We start from the raw sequence: 18959 nt of genomic DNA on the forward strand, positions 1-18959 counted from the left end.
CGATCTGTTCCTGTTATATAGTGCATAGTTCTTATTTTTTCTGTCCCTTAAAGATAAGAATTCTATTACTCTTTTACAATTTCTTCTTGGGCTTTTTCACACAGTCTCTGAAACGAACGGCAAAAGAGAGCCTGCGGCAAAGGGCAAAGGGCGAGGCACGCCCTCATTCACCTCGCCACCTTGAACCGGCGGTCACCAACAACCACGATGCAAGGCCCACCCGGCGCCTCCATCACCGTCTCGCCGGCAGGGAGGCGGAGGGAGCGGAGGAGGCTGCCGTCGAAGGCGTAGATGCGCAGGTCGGCGGCTACGGGCGTGCTGATGTGCAGCTGGCCGGAGGCGGTCCACAGGCGGACGGCGTCGGGCGTGACGGCGGCATTGGCGGTCGGGTCGTCGTTGCGGCGGATGCCGGTGACGGTGATGACGACGTCTTCCTGGATGTCGCGCACCACATATCGGCCGTCGCCGGCACGCGGCTCTATCGTCTCGCCCCGGCTGGTGGTGACGACCGGAACGGACTGGTCGTAGTCGGCATCGAGGGCGATCGAGAACGTGAAGTTCGTGCCCTCTTCCACTGTCGTCTCGCCGGTCGCACGGCTAAAGGTCGCGCCTTCCACGGCGGGCAGGGTGACGGTGTAGTAGTTCGGGATGACCACGGGAGGGGGCGGAGGCGTGGACTTCTCGGTGACGGTGAAGAAGCTGGTTAATGTGGTCGTGACAGTGGGGGCCGTGGATTTAAGCGAGGCGTTGCTTAATGTCACCGTTACCATACACCGGTATTTGCCGGCACCGAGGGTATAGCTTGGCTTGGTGTAGTCTAGACCGTCATTCAGCGCAATCCAACCGTCATTCTTCCATTCATACCAAGTGTAAGCCAGAGTTGGGGAGAGAGGGGTCCCTTCCGACGCAAGACTGGCCGTCGCCGTCAGTACTGTCGTACTTCCCACCGGAACTTCGGCATTACCGAATATTTTAGGGGTGATAATGACGTCTCCACCGGTTAATGGTACTGTGGCGGAAGTAATCAGTCCGGTGCGATCTTTGAATGTTCCTCTGTTTATGACGCCCTTCGAGCAGGTAAGCGTACCGGTGTTGCTTGCTCCCGAAAAGCTCAAAGATCCTCCCTCTGCAACAGCAATGGAGTCGAGCGTATTGTCATGATTCAAGGACAAAGTAATCCAACCTTCTACTACCAAGCTATCCGCTTTGATGTTGCTTACCGCTATATTAAAGGAGTTCCCGTTCGTTTTTCCTACTTTGAGTAGCGATACCCGGGGATTTACCAGAATGTTATTATACTCATGTTCCCCGCTGCTGTCTGTATATTTCTTGGTTTCTGTAATGGTTATTATGTCCCCGCTTGGGGCGGGCGCCTTGCTTCCCACGTTATAAAAGTTTGTAGTTCTTCCGGCGGTAGTCGAGAAGACATCTACTATATCCCTACCATCATTCGACGACAACGAAGTCCCGATCAACGGTTCTCCTTTGCCTTCCTGGTAAAGTTTGTATTCGGCATCCGCCGTCACGTAGGCCGCAAAATAGTTAGCCTCGTCGAGATACTTGCCGAACATCTCACGGGTAAACCGGATTTCTTCGCTTCCTTGTTTGGCTACCAGTTCCGTTTTTGGTTTGTTGGTAAAGTCCCATCCAATAGCGGGATCACTTAACCCTAATCCGGTAATATGTCCTGCACACCGCAGTATGCCGCCTTTGTTAATCGAGAAATTAGTATTGCTATTATTAATATCTCCGTATGCATAAACCTTGCCATCCTTGCCAATGGTGAATGTCCCTTCGTTCTCAATCTTGATAGCGTCCTTTCCTGCCCCATACGCTTTCAGCACATCGTTAGCCGTGACCGAACCGCCCGCTAAGACTTTCAGTGCGTAATTATATGTTTCGTTTTCCGTATTATCCACCGTCACCGGCCCGTCCAGCTTTAGCCCACCGCTGACTTCGACGTAGGAGGCTTTGAGGGTGTCGCCCTTCAGCGTCCAGTTTGCGGAGGCGGGGACTTGCAGGCTGTCGACGAAGCTGCCGGAGCGGGCTTTCAGGCAGAGGGGCTTCGTGAGGCCGTCGGCAGAGGTCAGGAGGATGTGGGCGCCGTTAGCGGCCTTATTCTCTATGCTGTAATAAACACTGTCTTTACTGCCTGTGTAATTGAGCGTGACGATCTTCCGGTCGTTGTCGGTTCTGTAGGTATAGCCGCTGTCGGCGGCAGTTGCGGAGATGGACATGGTGGCGAGGTCGATGATATAGGGGTTGTCGGCTGTGCCTTTGTCGCCGGCGCTTGTCATATAGATATATGAGGTGGATATTCTCGTTTCCCGATCTATGAAGTTGAAGGTCCTGACAAAGTTTGCGCTTGGACCTCCCAGCTGTCCTTTCTGAAAGTCCTTGCCGACCCTTACGGTTATGTTGTCGCCGCCGGGGTTGGTGGCGAATTTTATATACGAGTTCTCGCTGCCGCACGGTATTGTGACGTATCCTCCGTCCCAATTGACGGTGATGTTTGACTTCGGGGCAGAGTCCCACTTCCAACTTATAATGCCATACAACTCACCGCTACTCCTACTGGTTTCTCCATAGAACAGGAAGCGGTTCTTCGGGTCGATGTGGCCTGCTGCTTGGGATTCCAGGTGAAGTGCATATTGTCCATTACCACCGCCTTTCACTGTCACCGTTCCTTCGGAGCGCAGGGTGACGTTGGTCGTCTTCCCTTCGGTCTGGCTTGTTGTAATACGGATAGCATACTTGTAGTCAGTGGTAGGCCCTGTCAGCACTGTCCCGTTAGCAAAGCTAAGCACTGCCGCCGTGTCTGTCTTAATGGCAAGCTCTACGTTCGTGCCCGTGCCTTTTACGCGGCCACTGAAGGCGTTTCTTTGTCCGTCTGTCCCATGCTTGTGTTTCCACCCTTCGGTGTTGGAGAAGATGAGGGAGTCGGCGGCGAAGGTCGGGATGTCGTTTTGGATGGAAGGGGTCTGGCCGCTGTTGGCCGTAAGGGTCGAAAGGTCCAACGGGCTGTCGAAGACGGCGGTCTTTGCGGTCGTGCCTTGCAAGTTGCTGGTGAAGCCTTTGAGGATGGGGAGGTTGCCGGTGCTGGATTCCAAACTGCGTCGCCGCCTGTCGGGAAGAGTTCGCTGAGGTCGGTGTCGGTATCGGCGTTGATGCCGTCGAAGTGCTTGCCGATTGAGCTACCACCGACGCCTGTCACCTTGCCGTTCACTCGTATTTTGGTGGAGGCATAGCAGGTGGTGGTGTCGCAAATGGCATCAGAAATATATACATTTCCGCAAACACGGCCTAAGGAGCCTCTGTTTGCAGTGGTTATGTTATCCTTGTTTGCGGCGAGGGCGTGGGAGAAGGTACCTCCGGCAGCTATACCAACCACACCGCCCATGTAGGGATAACCTTGTCCGGTTGCTTCTATCTTTCCTGTGGCATATACGTGACTGATGTTGCCTTGACTTTTACTATACCCGACAAGGCCGCCGGCATAAACAAGTTCGTTGCTGGCAACAGTTCCTTTTACGTTGAGAGTCGCATAGCAGTTTGTGATGCTTCCTTCGTGTTCCATTTTGCCTATAAGGCCACCGAGATATCCAATGCTTGCCTCCGCGTCTATGATGGCGCTATTATTTCCTATGGCAAAACAATTTTGTATGGCGCCTTCATTATAACCGGCTAAGGCTCCGGCATAAACATACTTACCTTTTACCTTTATCCCTGCCGTAGCGACTTGGATTCCCAGGTTGCGGACGTTGCCGGACAGGTAACCGAACAGGCCGGCATATATAGACAAATTAGAGAGTGTCACATCCTCTATCTTTATCTCTATCTTCAGCCCCTGTACCACCTTGTGGTTGCCGTCGAAGGTTCCGTTGAAGGGTAATCATCATTTCCTATCGGCGTCCAGTAGTACCCGGAGAGGTCAATGGTGTCGTTGTTGAGTGAGGTGGACAGTTCGACGGTGCAGTTCGCAAAGCCTTTCTGGTGGGGGTAGAGTTTCTTGTAGCCTGGGTCGTTTGCCTGGTAGACGGAGTCGTTGTTCGTGATGTTTGCGATCCAGGCGAGGCCGAGGGCGGTCTTGACGGTGTAGAGGGTGTCGGTGCGGGTGGCGTCATTGGTGTTGGGGAGGGTTACCTGGACGTCTGTGGGCGTCCCGTCGGTACCGACGGAGACATTGGCAAGTTGGTCTTGCCAATAAGTGTTATTAACCTCGCCTTCCGCCTTGGCGGTTGGGGCAAGGAGGAGGAGGGAGAGGAGGAGGATGAGGGGGAGAGGGGTTGTTTTCATGATGTTGTTTGATTGATTTGTGTTTACACTCCCTCTCCCGCCCAGGGGCGGTACTCCCTCCTATTCATAGAGGGAGAGCTTGGGAATGTGACAGTTAATAATTAAAAGTTTATAGATTTGTGTTTACACTCCCTCCCCCGCCGAGGCGGGTACTCCCTCTGTTTATAGAGGGAGAGTTTAGGAATGTAACAGTTAATAATTAGTTACTATTAATATGTATATGCAAGAATAGCGTGTTTAACATTCTCAAGCTCTCCCTCTGTTTATAGAGGGAGTACCCGCGATAGCGGGGGAGGGAGTTCTTACACTACATGTTCACAGTATCTAACCTTACCGCGTCACCATCGGTTACCTTACCACGTCACAAGCAGTGACCTTACCACGTCACCGATGGTGAGAGGATCAGAGTTCGCCGGGACGCTCATAGCCGGGGACATCGCCTACCTTAATGATTTCAGGATAGTCGTACGAGCGGGGGTCTTTGAGCAACCTGCTGGGATTACTGCCGCCCTGTGTCGTCACCCTAACATACCACTTCCCCTCCGTCACCGCCGCCGGAAGAACAAACTGTAGCTTAGTCGGCGAGTTGGGCGACAAGCTCTTGGGGGCTACAAAGACAGTTGTGGCAGGTTCTTTTTCGCTCGTAAAGAGAATGCCGACGCTCGCATCGTCCCCCTTCACGGCGAGGCGCATACCGCTGATAAGGGCCATGCCGCCGGGGTTGAGGTGGTTGGGCTTGTTCTCCGTCGGGTCTGTGACCGACTGGATGACGGGGCCTGTGGCGCCTGACTGTTCGAAGGCGTGAATGACACAGCTCTCGATGGCACGGCGCGCACCGTCGCCCTGGGTGAGGTTGACGGACACTTTGAGACGGTCGGCGGGGATGTTATGCCCCAGGTCGTTGGCCAGGACGCTGCCCTGGATGCCGATGGAGCTGCGGAAGAAGGGGGTCACGATGTTGTTGCCTTCGGCGGCTGCCCGGGAGCATTCGTCGAGGAAGGTCTTGATGAACGCGGTGCCGTCGACGTTCTTCGTCGCGATCTCGCGGGCGGCTATGCGGGCGACGATGTCGTCCACGCCGAGGGTTGCCGTGACTTGCGCGGTGAGATAGTAGTCGTTCTCGATTTCTCTTGTCAGCTCATTCAGATGAGCGATTGCATTGATAGTGCTCATGATACATTTTGATTTATCGTTAATATTAGAAACTCCGGGACCGTACGTACAGACACAAAAAAGCGTGAGATGCCGTTTACGCTTATCTTACCAATCAGGTCTTCGCATTACCTTTACTGAAGATAAGCAACAGCACTCACGCCATTATCCTATACGTACGGCCATGGGCAGGCAGCCGCCAATATAAACAATGCACGTGAGCGTTTGTTGCTACCATCTCTCCAGTGTAAATCAAATGTGCGAAGTTCGATTGGTAAGAGATGATATCTTAAAACGCTTTCCGAAATCAATATGTACCGGGAGCTGCGGAAGAAGCGCCGGCGCTCCGGGCTTGCAAGTCTTCCGCTGTGCTCGCGGGGCAAAGATAACGAAAGGTCTCAGGTTTACCAACAATCGGGTAGGTATTTGTTTCACCCGACGGGGGCAAAAGTATCACTAACTACCCGAACTGCCATAAAAACCCGTGGGACAATTCGTGGGACAAATGCAGGAAAAGGGGGAATTTACTCTATATTCTGCCGGATCTTGGTCAGGTATTCCTTCATTCCGGCCGAATCTTTGTCTTTGATGATATCTTGCAGGATGTTCAGTTCCTCCTGGATGCGGGCGATCTGTTTCGGCGTGCGGGGGTTGAAGAGGATTTCCGTCAACAGGTAATCGTCTTCCGAGAGCAGGCCGCGCGCGATCTTCATGTGTCGCTTGAAGGTCGTACCCGGGGCGTCCTGATGCTTCATCGTGGCGGCAAAGACCATCGTGGAGGCGAACGGGATGCCGAGCGAGTAGGCGACGACCTTATCGTGCTCCTCGAACGTGTATTCGCAGATGTGCAGGCGCAGGCTGGCGTAAACATCTTTGAAGAAGATTTTTCCCAAGTGGTCGCCTCGGAGATGATGATTGTGTTCTCTTTCTCCAACTGTCCGAGGTTGGCAAACGTCGGGCCGAACATCGGGTGGGTGGAGACGTACGGGAAGCCGCAGGTTTCGTAGAACTCTTTCAGGTAGGTCTTGACGGATGCGATGTCCGAGATGATGCAATAGGGTTGGAGGTAGGGCATGATGCTCTTGAACGCCTCGATCGTATAGCTCAATGTGACGCAGTTAATCACCAGTTCGGGGTTGAAATCGGCCACTTCCTCCGGTTTCTGGAGGCGCAGGGCGTTATAGATGAAACGCATCCGTTTCGGATCGCTCTCCAATACAGCCACCTCGTGTTCAAAGCTCAGCAAGTCGGTGAAGAAAGAACCCATCTTTCCGGCACCTAATATCAGTATCTTCATTATTAATAATTATTTAATGTGCTAATATGCCAATGTGCCAATGGAAATATAAGAATCGCTACATTTAGCAAAGCGCCACATTGGCATATTGGCAAATTGGCACATTATTATTCATTCATTATAATCATCTGCTGGCGGACAGACTCTTCGTGTATCTCTTTCAGCATCTCTTTGACAAAGTCCGGGTTCAGGTCCATCTGTTCGCCCATGTTGGAGCGCTTTTCGAGGATTTCGCTGTAGCGGGGAGATTGCAGGATGGGCATGTTGTGCTCCTTCTTATACACCCCGATTTCGCGGGAGATGCGCATACGTTTGGCAAGCAGTTCGAGCAGCTGTTCGTCGATGCCGTCGATCTGGCGGCGCAGTTCGGCGAGGTTCTCGGTTGTCTGGTTGGAGTCGCGGATGACGAGGAGGTTCAGCACGTAGTCCAGCACATCCGGTGTGATCTGCTGTGAAGCGTCGCTCCATGCACAGTCCGGGTTGCAGTGCGATTCGATGATGAGGCCGTCGAAGCTCAGGTCCATAGCCTGCTGGCAGAGCGGGGCGACCAGCTCGCGCTTTCCGCCGATATGGCTCGGGTCGCAGAAGATCGGCAGTTCCGGCATGCGGCGGCGCAGCTCGATAGGGATATGCCAGAGCGGGAGGTTGCGGTACATCTTCTTGTCGTACGAGCTGAAACCGCGGTGGATGGCTCCCAAGCGGCGGATGCCTGCTCCGTAGAGGCGTTGGAACGCGCCGATCCACAGTTCGAGGTCGGGGTTGACCGGGTTCTTGATCAGGACAGGGACATCCACACCTTTCAGGGCGTCGGCTATTTCCTGTACGGCGAACGGGTTGACAGTCGTACGGGCGCCGATCCACAGGACGTCGATGCCGGCTTTCAGGGCTTCGAAGACGTGGTCTTTCGTGGCCACTTCGGTCGAGACGTACATGCCGGTCTCCTTCTTTACGCGTTTCAGCCATTGCAGGCCTTCTGCACCGATTCCTTCGAATCCGCCCGGTTTGGTACGGGGTTTCCAGATGCCTGCGCGGAACAGCTTGATGCCTTTGTCGGCAATGCCTTTGGCAGTTTCCATTACTTGTTCTTCTGTTTCCGCACTACACGGACCGGCTATTACGACAGGACGTTGCGGGTCTATACCGGGTAACATGATCGATTCTAATTGCATTTCCATATGAATAATGATTTAATTTGTCAATATGCCAATGTGCCAATACTTATAAGTTCTTTATTCTCTCGAGCGCCTCTTTCAGCGTCTCGTTTTTGCAGCAGAGCGAGATGCGGATGTAGCGTTCGCCCTGGCTGCCGAAGATGAATCCCGGGGTGAGGAATACATTCGCCTCGTAGAGTACTTTGTCGGCTATCGCTTCGCTGCCCTTTGCATCGGCGGGTATTTTTCCCCAGAGGAACATGCCGACTTGCTTCTCGTCGTATTCGCATCCTAATGTGTGCATGATCTGTCCGGCGAGGTCGCGGCGGCTGCGGTAGACCTTGTTCATGTTGTCGTACCATTCTTTCGGGGCGGCGAGGGCTTCGACGGCTGCGTGCTGCATGGGCTTGAACTGTCCGGAGTCGATGTTGCTCTTCACCTTCAGTATCCACTGCACGAACTGGGCGTTGGAGGCGAGCATCGCCATACGCCAGCCCGGCATGTTGTGCGCCTTGCTCATGGAGTTCATCTCGATACAGATGTCTTTGGCTCCCGGGACGGCGAGGATGCTCAACGGATGCTCGTTCAGGATGAAGCTGTACGGGTTGTCGTTGCAGATGATGATGCCGTGTTTCTTTCCGAAGGCGACCAGCTTTTCATACAGTTCCATGCTGGCGTTGGCGCCTGTCGGCATGTTCGGGTAGTTGGTCCACATCAGCTTGACGTTCGACAGGTCCAGCTTCTCTAATTCCTCAAAGTCCGGCTGCCAGCCTAACTCTTCTTTCAGCTCGTAGGGGATGAGGTTCGCTTCCACTAACTTGCTCACCGAACTGTAGGTCGGATAGCCCGGATTGGGGACCAGTACGCCGTCGCCGGGGTTCAGGAAGGCCAGCGAGATATGAAGGATTCCTTCTTTGGAGCCGATCAGGGGCTGTATCTCTGTCTTCGCATCGAGGCTGACGTTGTACCATTTATGATACCAGTCGGCGAACGCTTTGCGCAGTTCCGGAATGCCGACGTACGGCTGGTAGCCGTGTTCGTTCGGCTGATGGGCATGTTCACACAAGGTCTCGATGGTCCGTTCCGAAGGAGGGAGGTCGGGACTGCCTACGCCGAGGTTGATGACGTTCTTGCCTGCGGCATTCATTTCGGCTACTTCTTTCAGTTTCCTGGAAAAGTAGTATTCCTGTACGCTACCTACACGGTTAGCGGGTGTAATGTCGTTACACACTTTGTTTTCCTTCTGCATATTCGCCTAATATTTTTAAGTCTTTTGTCAACGGTCTGATAGCATCCAATGCCTGTTTGTAGCGCAGGTAATCCGTAAAGGTCAGATTGATATAAAACAGATATTCCCATTCGCGGCCAATGATCGGCAAGGATTGTATTTTCGATAGATTCATGTCGTAGAAAGAGAGGACGGAAAGAACTTTGGAGAGGCTGCCGGCAGTGTGGGGGAGGGCGAAAACGACGGATGCTTTGTTTCTGTCTTCACCTTTAAGCATCTCGTCCGCCGTCCATCGGTCGGCTATTGCTAAGAAGCGGGTGAAGTTTCGTTTGTTGGTCTCGATCCCTTCGGCAAGGACTTCCATGTTGTAGATCTGGGCGGCCAGTTTCCCGCATATGGCGGCGTGCCCTTTCAGTTGGTTTTCCGAAATCCACCGGGCGCTCATGGCGGTATCTTCCTTCTCGACCACTTTCGCATTGGGCAACGTGTCGAGGAAGTCGGTACATTGCATCAGAGCGATCGGGTGCGAGTTGACCTCTTTGATGTCGTGGATGTTGGTTCCCGGAAGTGCAACCAGTGAATGTGAGATACGCAGTTTGTATTCGCCGATAATCTGCAAGCCGCTTTCGCGAATCAGTTCATGGTTCTGCAGCAGGCTGCCTGCAATCGTATTTTCGATCGCCATCATTCCCAGAACGGAAGGATCTTTCTTAATGGTCGAAATAACTTCTCTGAATGTATTGCAACCGATAATGTCTATTTCTTCACCTTCAAAGTAATTACGGGCGGCTATATCGTGATACGAACCGGCTATTCCCTGGATTGCTACTTTCTTTTTCATCTTCTTTCTGTTTTATAATTTCATCTGTTGAATCTTTGCTATTGTATGGAACAAAAAAAAAGTCCCACCGAAACCGGCAGGACTTTATATTGTTCCATTGATACATATATTTTCTCATCAACGCTCTACATACAAACTCCTGCCTTCACTCTGCTAAAGTAAAAGTAATAAAAGTAATATGTAAAGCTAAATCGATTCATTTTGTCTCTTTGTTTTTAAATACGCAGCAAAAGTAACGCTTTTTTGGAAACTACAAGCGAAAAGTGATATTTTTTTTCGCTGCATCCGAAATATTTATTCTGTCAGGGTTGCCTTCTTAGCTGGATAGACACTTATTGCGTAATTAACGTTACGCAAATAACGTAATGAGTGTCAAACAACTCTTAGCCCTGCTTGCAGGGTACGCATCTCTTTCGGAATGCATTTCTTGATGCTTTCGATCAGGATGCCGGCAATTGTGTGACGGATAAAGTCCTTGCGCGTTACCCAGACGATTTCGCGGGCCGGACGGGGGATTGCGAACGGGCGCAGCAGTTCCTTTTGTTGGTCGCTTAATTGATAGGTCGCTAATTCCGGGATGAATGTAATGCCGTTGCCGCTTTCGACCATGCGCATAAAGGTTTCCAGGCTTCCCAGGCGGTAAGCTGCCTGGCGGAGTTTTACCTTTTCCATCTGGCAGAAGCGCATCAGCTGGTCGCGGAAGCAGTGTCCTTCATCCAGCAGCCAGAGGCGTTCGTCGCTGATGTCGGCGGAGCGGACCATGTCTTTCTTAAAAACGCTCTCATTACGGGCGACATAAGCATAGAACTGCTCATAATATAAAATATCTCCCTGAAGTTGCATCTCTGTAGGCATGTTGGCAATAATAGCCGCATCTATCTCCCCGTTGAGCAAGGCCCTCATGGTCGGAGCCGTCTGCATCTCCAGAATACGGATATCCAGGTCGGGATGTTTCTCCGATATCTGCTGGAAGAAACGGGGAAGCAGGTAAGGGGCGATAGTCGGCAGCACGGCAAGGCGGAATGTGCCTTTTAGGGACTGCTCTTCTTCGTTTACAATATCTTTGATCAATGATGTCTGATAAAGGACGACACGTGCCTGGTCGATTACTTTGCGGCCGGCTGGGGTAGGACAGACCGGCTGGATGTTGCGGTCGAACAGCTTGACTCCCAGCTCGTCTTCCAGTTTCTGTATCATCATGCTTAATGTCGGTTGGGTTACGCGGCAGTGCTCGGCTGCCTTGGCAAAATGACGGTAAGTATCTACGGCCAGAATGTATTCGAGTTGTTGTATATTCATACGCTTTATTTGTTGTTATTGTTTTTGTCGATATAATTTCTACGAAGGTAGAAAAAAATAATGGAATGTGATGTTTTTATAAATGTTGAAAATGTACTTTCTTTGTATGTCAACTAATATATACACCTTAATAATAATATATATGCAGAAAAAGTTTGTGTTAGCCATCGGTGCCGCAGTTGCTTTGAGTGCTTGCCATTCCACTTCATATCATTCAGACAAGGATATCGTCGAAGTCCCTTTTACCGAAGTACACGTGACGGACCATTTCTGGGCGCCCCGCATCGAGGTGAACCGGACTGTTTCCATCCCCTCCGCTTTCAGGCAATGTGAAATAAACGGACGTTTCGATAACTTCGCGTTAGCGGGCGGTCTGATCAAAGGGGAGCATAAAGGCGATTTCCCGTTCGACGATACCGATCCTTATAAGATTATAGAAGGAGCTTCCTATTCGCTTGCCGTTAAATATGACCCGAAACTGGATGCTTATCTGGACAGTGTTATTACGCTGATCGGGGCAGCCCAGGAGCCGGACGGCTACCTGACAACGTGTGTGACGAACAAATGCGAGCGGCTGAACCGTTGGTGGGGATCGAAGCGCTGGGAAAAGCAGAACAGCCACGAACTCTATAACAGCGGTCACCTGTATGAGGCGGCCGTCGCACATTACCAGGCTACCGGTAAGCGCAGTCTGCTCGATATCGCCTTGAAGAATGCCGATTTGGTTTGCAAGGATTTTGGTCCGGGCGAGGGGCAGAAACATGTGCCTTCCGGCCATCCGATTATAGAGATGGGGCTTGCCAAATTGTATAAGGTGACCGGTGAGCAGAAATATCTGGATATGGCGAAATATTTTGTGGAAGAAACCGGGCGCGGTACAGACGGACACCGGTTGAATGCTTACAGTCAGGACCATAAACCGATCCTGCAACAGGAAGAGATTGTCGGACATGCCGTCCGTGCCGGCTATCTGTATTCAGGAGTGGCGGATGTGGCGGCACTGACAAAAGATACGGCCTATTTCAATGCTATTTGCCGGATATGGGATAATATGGCGACGAAAAAACTCTACATAACGGGAGGAATCGGCTCGCGTGCCCAAGGGGAAGGGTTCGGGCCTGAATATGAACTGCATAACCATAGCGCCTATTGCGAGACGTGTGCCTCCATAGCGAATGTATATTGGAACCAGCGCATGTTCCTGGCAACAGGGGATGCCAAGTATATAGATGTATTGGAACGCGCCTTATATAACGGTGTGATATCAGGCGTTTCCTTGAGTGGCGATAAGTTTTTCTATGACAATCCGCTCGAATCGATGGGGCAGCACGAACGGGCGCTCTGGTTCGGGTGTGCCTGCTGTCCGGGTAATGTCACCCGCTTTATGGCTTCTATTCCCAAATATATGTATGCCACTCAGGGCAACAACCTCTATGTGAATTTGTATGCGGGCAGCCGAAGCCGGATAGCTTTGGCAGGTGATACTGTAGCCCTGGTCCAGGATACGGAATATCCCTGGGACGGTACGGTCAAGCTGACCGTCTCGCCGCAAAAGCCTCTCCCTTTTAACCTGAAACTCCGCATTCCGGCCTGGACTGGCGATGAACCGGTTCCCGGCAGCGATCTCTATACGTTTGTAAAAAGAGATAGAAAACCTTGTGCCGTCTTCGTAAATGGAACGCCGCTGAAAGAGAAAGCACATCATGGATATGTGGTGATCGAGCGGCAGTGGAAGCCGGGTGATGTCGTCGAACTCCGTATGCCGATGGAGGTTCGCCGGGTGAAGGCACATGAAAAGGTCCGTGCCGACGAAGGCCTGCTGTCCGTAGAACGCGGACCGATGGTGTATTGCCTGGAAGGGGTCGATATGCCCGACCACCATGTGTTCAATAAGTATCTTCCTGAAAATGCCGCTTTCACATTCCAATATGAGAAAGACAAATTGAACGGCATAGTGGAACTGAGTACAACCGCTAAGGAAATGGAGCGTGATGAAGCGAACGGCACTGTTTCGGAAAAGGATGTTCCTGTAAAAATGATTCCTTATTCAACCTGGAATAATCGTGGGAATGCTGAAATGGCTGTCTGGATTCCAGCTTCGGCCGGATATGCCAGACCGACACCGGAACCTAACATCGCTTCACGTGCGAAATCATATACCGTTGTCAGTGCCCCGATCCAGAAAGACGGTATAGCCCATGAACGCCGTGAATGGTGTTACGGCGTCAATGACCAGTGGAACCCGAAAAGTTCGGACGATATGTCGAAACCTTACTGGTATTTCTGGTTGAAAGAAGGTACGGAAGAATCGATCGAATATGTCTTCGATAAACCCGAGAGTGTCCGGAATGTGCAGGTCTACTGGCTTGACTTCGACCATTATGACGGCAACTTCCGTGTCCCGGCAAGCTGGAAAGTGCAGTATCGGAAGGGGAATAGCTGGAAAGATGTAGAAGCCCAGGGAGAATACGGCTGTAAAAAGGATTGCTATAATTCCGTAGACTTTACCCCGGTTGAGACTACCGGCCTGAAACTGGTTATCCAACTTCAGAAAGGCGAGTCGGGTGGAGTGATTGAATGGAAAGTAAATTAAGAAATGCGATCCCTCCAAACTTTCAATTTTCAACTCTTAACTTTCAACTATCCAGGGGACTTATTGTATAAAACGCATTTTTCAGTTCCAAAAGACATTCAAAACAAAACAAATGTTAATCCGCTTTTTTGACCTCAAAAAGGGGCTTTTTCCTCTTTTTTGAACGTTTTCCGCAATTATGACCGTCCTCTTTGCCATTACGACCGTGCTAATGTGTAGTGCACTCGGCACCTCGCGAAGATTAGGACGTCATAATGGCGATTATGACCGTCCTAATTGAAAAGAGGACCGTTTTCATGGCAAAAAAGCCCCTGAATTTCCTTGCGATATTTGGGACGCCGTCCGTTTTATTTTCAAATAATCGATTCTCCGGGAGTTAAGCTTTATCACATTGTCGGCGTTTCCGTCTTTCGGCAATCAAATTGCACGTTTTTCGGAACGGACTGCGCACCTCGTTTTTCCTATTGTCAGGAAGGGGAGTTTAAACCGTGAAAAGAGTCAATCCAAAATCGATCAGAATTTCGGACGAAATAGAAAAACGGTAAAAAAGGGGGTTATTGTAATTCATTAGGTTTGCAGGAGATTCAAAACTTACCAATTTTGAAACAATGCTGTTCAATAACATACAGGTGTTGAATTGCTTTTTTTGATTAAGTGTGTAATTTTACACTTTAAAGATCGCGTAACTTAATTCTTATATATAATGAAGCAAATCTTATTAGTTGCACTTGCCGGCATAAGTTTGGCAGGCAGTGCACAAACGCATGACGGCGGCTACCCGATAACGCCTGTTCCCTTCACATCCGTAAAAGTAACCGATAGTTTCTGGGGACAAAGACTGAAGGCCAGCCGTGAGGTGACTATCCCGCTTGCATTCAGTAAATGCGAAGAAACGGGGCGTTATGAAAACTTCGTGAAAGCGGCCCATCCTAACAGCGATTATAAGGTCGAAGGGTTCTCGTTCGATGATACGGATGTCTATAAGACGATCGAAGGGGCGAGCTATTCCATGCAGACCTATCCGGATAAGAAACTGGATAAATATATCGACAGCGTACTGACCATTGTGGCTGCCGCGCAGGAACCGGACGGCTATTTATATACGGCCCGCACCATGAACCCGCAGCATCCGCATGAATGGGCAGGCAGCCGGCGATGGGAAAAAGTGGAAGAGCTGAGCCATGAGTTTTACAATTTGGGCCATATGGTGGAAGGGGCTGTAGCACATTACCAGGCAACCGGGAAAAGGAATTTTCTGGATATAGCGATTAAATATGCCGATTGTGTGGAGAAGGCGATAGGCGACAAACCCGGACAGCTCGTTTTGGTGCCCGGTCATCAGATTGCCGAGATGGCGCTTTGTAAACTTTATTTAGCAACAGGACAGCGGAAATATCTCGACCTTGCCAAATTCTTTCTTGACAAGCGTGGCCATACGGCCCGTAAAGATGCTTACAGCCAGGCGCATAAGCCGGTGTTGGAACAGGATGAAGCCGTCGGTCATGCCGTGCGTGCAGCCTATATGTATTCCGGTATGGCAGATGTGGCTGCCCTGACAGGCGATACGGGATATGTCCATGCTATCGACCGCATCTGGGAAAATGTAGCGGCGAAGAAACTTTATCTCACAGGCGGTATCGGGGCAACCAATGAAGGGGAGGCTTTCGGGAAAAACTACGAATTGCCGAACCTGACCGCCTATTGCGAGACTTGTGCCGCAATCGGGAATGTATATTGGAACTACCGCCTGTTCCTGCTTCACGGAGAATCCAAATATTATGATGTTCTCGAGCGTACCTTATATAATGGTTTGATTTCGGGTGTCTCCTTAGATGGTGGTGGTTTCTTCTATCCGAATCCGTTGGAGTCGACCGGCCAGCATCAGCGCCAGCCCTGGTTCGGCTGTGCCTGCTGCCCGTCTAATATCTGCCGTTTTATTCCCTCTTTGCCGGGATATGTATATGCGGTGCATGACAAAGATGTATATGTCAACCTTTTTATGAGCAACACGTCCGACCTGAAGGTGAACGGAAAGAGCCTGCAATTGGCCCAGAGCACCGAATACCCCTGGAACGGCGATATCCGCCTGAATGTAACCCCTAAAGGGAAGCAAGACTTTACGTTGAAAATCCGCATCCCGGGTTGGGTGAGAGGCGAAGTGGTGCCGAGTGACCTGTACACGTTCTCCGACGGTAAGCAGTTGGGCTATTCCATTAAAGTAAATGGCGAAGCGGTAGAGAGCGGATTGGAAAAGGGATATTTCTCTGTTTCACGCCAGTGGAAAAAGGGGGATGTGGTAGAGGTGCATTTTGATATGGAGCCGCATACGGTCAAGGCCAATGCAAAGGTGGAAGCCGACCGGGGGCGTGTAGCCGTAGAGCGTGGGCCGGTCGTCTACTGTGCCGAATGGCCGGACAATGATTTCAGTATCCTGGGTGTATTGGTGAACCGTAAGCCCGAGTTTACGCTTGAACGCAAGCCGGATCTGCTGCATGGAATTAATGAGATCAAGACTTCGGCACAGGCGTTGGACTATGATGCAAGTGGCCGCCTGACTGTTAAAGACGTGACGTTGACATTGATTCCCTATTATGCCTGGGCGCATCGCGGGAAAGGCGAGATGGCGGTCTGGTTGCCCCAAGAAGTGAACGCCGTCCGTACTTCCGTACCGGGAGAGTAAGTTGAGACGGTTTGTATAGATTCTATCTATATGGTATAGAAATTATCTGTTTGACAGCAACTTATGTCTGATGTATCTTTGCAGTACAAGAAAAACAAAAAGTATAACAATTAAAAAGTAAAGCATTATGAAGACATTAGATTATATCCATTTGGACGCAGTTGCAGCAGGTAAAGTAGTGGAAGCATTACAACAGTTATTAGCCGATTATCAGGTATTTTATACAAACCTTCGCGGTTTCCACTGGAACATCAAGGGACACGGTTTCTTTGTTCTCCACAGTAAATTCGAAGAGATGTATAACGATGCTGCCGAAAAGGTCGACGAACTGGCAGAACGCATCCTGATGTTGGGTGGCGTGCCTGTCAACAAGTTCAGCGAATACCTGAAAGTCGCCAAAGTGAAGGAAGTATCGGGCGTATCCTGTGCCGACGAAGCACTGGAAAATATCCTGAACACCTACGGCCAATTCATCGCCGAAGAACGCAAGTTGCTCTCCTTAGCATCCGAATCGGGCGACGAGGCAACAGTAGCGCTGATGAGCGATTACCTGAAAGAACAGGAAAAGCTGGTCTGGATGTTGGTAGCATATTCTTCTTGCGATTGCAAGAAATCATAAGTGTGTAAGTAGTTAATAAATTATTCGTTGCGTTTGGAAAAGGCACCTCGTGAGAGGCGCCTTTTTTTGCGATAAATACGGTCTGTAGAACAATAGTTCGTTTTTTATGTTTATATTTGATATAATATTGACTGTTATATATTTGTACACAGATAAACATATTGTTCTATGGGTATACAGAAAAAACAATTAAACTCTACGATGCCTCTTATACGTGAAGAGATGCGGATACCGGAGGTAGCCAATTTGAAGGGCTTGATTTCTTTGATAAGTCAACCGATAGAGGAGAACGAGAGTTTTCATCTCGATTTGGTGATAGCCTCTTTGGTCCGGATACATCCGTCTGTGAAACCGAAGGATGCCACCCGTATGATACCTGCTTTCGAGCAGGCCCGGTTGATTATGAAAGACCAGGTGGAAGGAGTGGGAGACCTGGATGTCCTTCTTGCTTCTTTTCTAATCGATTATGCCGGAGTGCTATTCCAGGAATATGAAGGCTGCACGCCGGAGTTTTATGAGTTCTATGTGAATAATCTGCAGGTGGACAGTGGCATAAAAAGTAAAAAAGCACAGCAGTCCTATCGGGATTATAAACCCTATTGGGAACTTGCCAAGCGTATCACAAAACAAATCAGGGAAAAGAATACTTTACCGCTCTTATCCACGCCTACGCACCGACCGGCATGGATTGATCCGGTAGTCCTCGTATTACGCCTGCAGGAGTATCAGAATGCGAAAGCCAAACCGGATAATCTGGATTTTCAGATCGCCTTGTCCCGTGTGGCGCTGGACCGGACGAAAGATGCGCTCCGGCTGGCGGATAAAGAGTTGACAGGCGAATATCGCGAATTGCTTCTTTTCCTGTTCGATCCGAAAGCCCGCCCGAAGGGACGCTTTACGCAACAGGCTTTGTGGATGACTGCGGGTTTGGTGAAAAGCCCGGAAACCGTTTATGAAGAATTTGCCGGTTTCCCTTATTCCGCCGTCAATCGCGCTTACCTGACAGGCGATATTCCCTGTGATGTGTTTGTTTTTGAGAAGCCTTTCGGCAAGGTGGACCGTATCTTGCAACTGCTTCCTCCGTCGGACAAGAATGTCCAGATACAAAGACGTTTTGGCGGTTATGCGCTGTATGTGACGTATCGTCCTTGCTCGCGTATCCCGCTATTGGTCGAAACGTTTTGGAAAATGTCTTTGCGCGAAAAGGACTGGAAGCGGATATTGTTGCTATCCCCGAATGCTCCGCAGGTCTTGCTGGCCCTGTTAGTGCGTGACCGTGTGCGGGATGCTTACTGGAATGACACGGAATTGAGCCAGCTTAACTTGGTGACGCTCGATACGTTGCGTGAGTTGGATTTCCGGTGGGGGAAGATGGCGAAGACTTATCTGGCGATCTGCCTGTTGAGTGTCAATAAGACGGTCCGTACGAATGCGGCCGAGCTATGGGCGGAATTTGTGAAGAAAGGGAAGATGGACAGTTTTGCCGTCGGACAGATCCTGGGTGAGATCCAATCGCATGAATGGTCGCCTATACAACGGTTTGCAGGCTTGGTGACTGAAGATATGATGAATATCTCGCCCCGGCATAACCACGAACTGGAATTGCTGTTGCTCTCTTTCCTGTCCGGTTTGCCTGAAACTCCGGTGAAAGACTTGAAACGATTGTTGGAAGCTTTCACCGAAGTCCTTGCTGTCAACCAGTCAAAAGTGATGGATGCATCTTTGCTTTCCTTACTTCGGAAATGGGGAGAAAACAGCAAGTTGCAGGAAATTATAGAGAAAATACTGTAAAGGTGTATTTCT

Annotated in this window: 11 protein-coding genes and 1 pseudogene; 4 read left to right on the top strand and 8 right to left on the bottom strand. The window is 50.5% G+C overall.

Annotation, left to right across the window (positions count from 1 at the left end; translation table 11 throughout):
- Positions 1-2857: 2857 nt before the first annotated feature.
- The 8 genes and pseudogenes from DW083_RS23555 to DW083_RS07380 form a co-directional block, all read right to left on the bottom strand.
- Positions 2858-3856: a GLUG motif-containing protein gene (locus DW083_RS23555; protein WP_122331944.1), complete on the bottom strand. Its 999-nt coding sequence runs from the start codon at positions 3854-3856 to the stop codon at positions 2858-2860.
- Positions 3841-4296, bottom strand: coding sequence for a hypothetical protein (locus DW083_RS21990; protein ID WP_147382109.1), 456 nt, complete (start codon positions 4294-4296; stop codon positions 3841-3843). The genes DW083_RS23555 and DW083_RS21990 overlap by 16 nt, the downstream gene beginning before the upstream one ends.
- Positions 4297-4698: 402 nt before the next feature.
- The gene (locus DW083_RS07355; protein ID WP_122331946.1) at positions 4699-5469 is read right to left on the bottom strand and encodes a DUF4469 domain-containing protein; all 771 of its coding nucleotides are present in this window, start codon (positions 5467-5469) and stop codon (positions 4699-4701) included.
- 503 nt (positions 5470-5972) lie between these two features.
- A pseudogene (locus DW083_RS07360) lies at positions 5973-6745 on the bottom strand (prephenate dehydrogenase).
- Between the two features lie 107 nt (positions 6746-6852).
- Positions 6853-7920: a bifunctional 3-deoxy-7-phosphoheptulonate synthase/chorismate mutase type II gene (locus tag DW083_RS07365; RefSeq protein ID WP_199659153.1), complete on the bottom strand. Its 1068-nt coding sequence runs from the start codon at positions 7918-7920 to the stop codon at positions 6853-6855.
- 43 nt (positions 7921-7963) lie between these two features.
- A complete protein-coding gene (locus DW083_RS07370) occupies positions 7964-9145 on the bottom strand; it encodes a pyridoxal phosphate-dependent aminotransferase (RefSeq protein WP_122331947.1) in 1182 nt (393 codons plus the stop codon).
- Complete coding sequence (locus tag DW083_RS07375; protein ID WP_122331948.1) at positions 9120-9965, bottom strand: prephenate dehydratase; 846 nt, start codon at positions 9963-9965, stop codon at positions 9120-9122. Before DW083_RS07375 ends, DW083_RS07370 begins: the two co-directional genes overlap by 26 nt.
- A 372-nt stretch (positions 9966-10337) precedes the next feature.
- A complete protein-coding gene (locus tag DW083_RS07380; RefSeq protein ID WP_122331949.1) occupies positions 10338-11264 on the bottom strand; it encodes a hydrogen peroxide-inducible genes activator in 927 nt (308 codons plus the stop codon).
- Between the two features lie 142 nt (positions 11265-11406).
- On the opposite strand from DW083_RS07380, the gene DW083_RS07385 reads away from it, so the two are divergent.
- The 4 genes from DW083_RS07385 to DW083_RS07400 all read left to right on the top strand — a co-directional run bounded on the left by DW083_RS07385 (position 11407) and on the right by DW083_RS07400 (position 18947).
- Positions 11407-13857, top strand: coding sequence for a glycoside hydrolase family 127 protein (locus tag DW083_RS07385; protein WP_122331950.1), 2451 nt, complete (start codon positions 11407-11409; stop codon positions 13855-13857).
- Positions 13858-14560: 703 nt separating this feature from the next.
- Positions 14561-16537 (top strand): glycoside hydrolase family 127 protein, encoded by a 1977-nt coding sequence (locus DW083_RS07390; RefSeq protein WP_122331951.1) that lies wholly within the window; start codon positions 14561-14563, stop codon positions 16535-16537.
- 127 nt (positions 16538-16664) lie between these two features.
- Positions 16665-17156 carry a Dps family protein gene (locus tag DW083_RS07395; RefSeq protein WP_122331952.1) on the top strand — a complete coding sequence of 164 codons (492 nt, stop codon included), beginning with the start codon at positions 16665-16667 and terminating at the stop codon, positions 17154-17156.
- 168 nt (positions 17157-17324) lie between these two features.
- Positions 17325-18947 carry a DUF6493 family protein gene (locus tag DW083_RS07400; protein WP_233551893.1) on the top strand — a complete coding sequence of 541 codons (1623 nt, stop codon included), beginning with the start codon at positions 17325-17327 and terminating at the stop codon, positions 18945-18947.
- Positions 18948-18959: the final 12 nt, after the last annotated feature.

This window comes from Parabacteroides sp. AF48-14 (assembly GCF_003477465.1).
In the GTDB taxonomy this organism is placed as follows: domain Bacteria; phylum Bacteroidota; class Bacteroidia; order Bacteroidales; family Tannerellaceae; genus Parabacteroides; species Parabacteroides acidifaciens.

Coding starts and splice junctions, on each gene's coding strand:
- DW083_RS07365 (WP_199659153.1), bottom strand. CDS start 7,920: ATGGAAATGCAATTAGAATCGATCATGTTACCCGGTATAGACCCGCAA.
- DW083_RS07355 (WP_122331946.1), bottom strand. CDS start 5,469: ATGAGCACTATCAATGCAATCGCTCATCTGAATGAGCTGACAAGAGAA.
- DW083_RS07395 (WP_122331952.1), top strand. CDS start 16,665: ATGAAGACATTAGATTATATCCATTTGGACGCAGTTGCAGCAGGTAAA.
- DW083_RS07375 (WP_122331948.1), bottom strand. CDS start 9,965: ATGAAAAAGAAAGTAGCAATCCAGGGAATAGCCGGTTCGTATCACGAT.
- DW083_RS07400 (WP_233551893.1), top strand. CDS start 17,325: ATGGGTATACAGAAAAAACAATTAAACTCTACGATGCCTCTTATACGT.
- DW083_RS07380 (WP_122331949.1), bottom strand. CDS start 11,264: ATGAATATACAACAACTCGAATACATTCTGGCCGTAGATACTTACCGT.
- DW083_RS07370 (WP_122331947.1), bottom strand. CDS start 9,145: ATGCAGAAGGAAAACAAAGTGTGTAACGACATTACACCCGCTAACCGT.
- DW083_RS21990 (WP_147382109.1), bottom strand. CDS start 4,296: ATGAAAACAACCCCTCTCCCCCTCATCCTCCTCCTCTCCCTCCTCCTC.
- DW083_RS07390 (WP_122331951.1), top strand. CDS start 14,561: ATGAAGCAAATCTTATTAGTTGCACTTGCCGGCATAAGTTTGGCAGGC.
- DW083_RS07385 (WP_122331950.1), top strand. CDS start 11,407: ATGCAGAAAAAGTTTGTGTTAGCCATCGGTGCCGCAGTTGCTTTGAGT.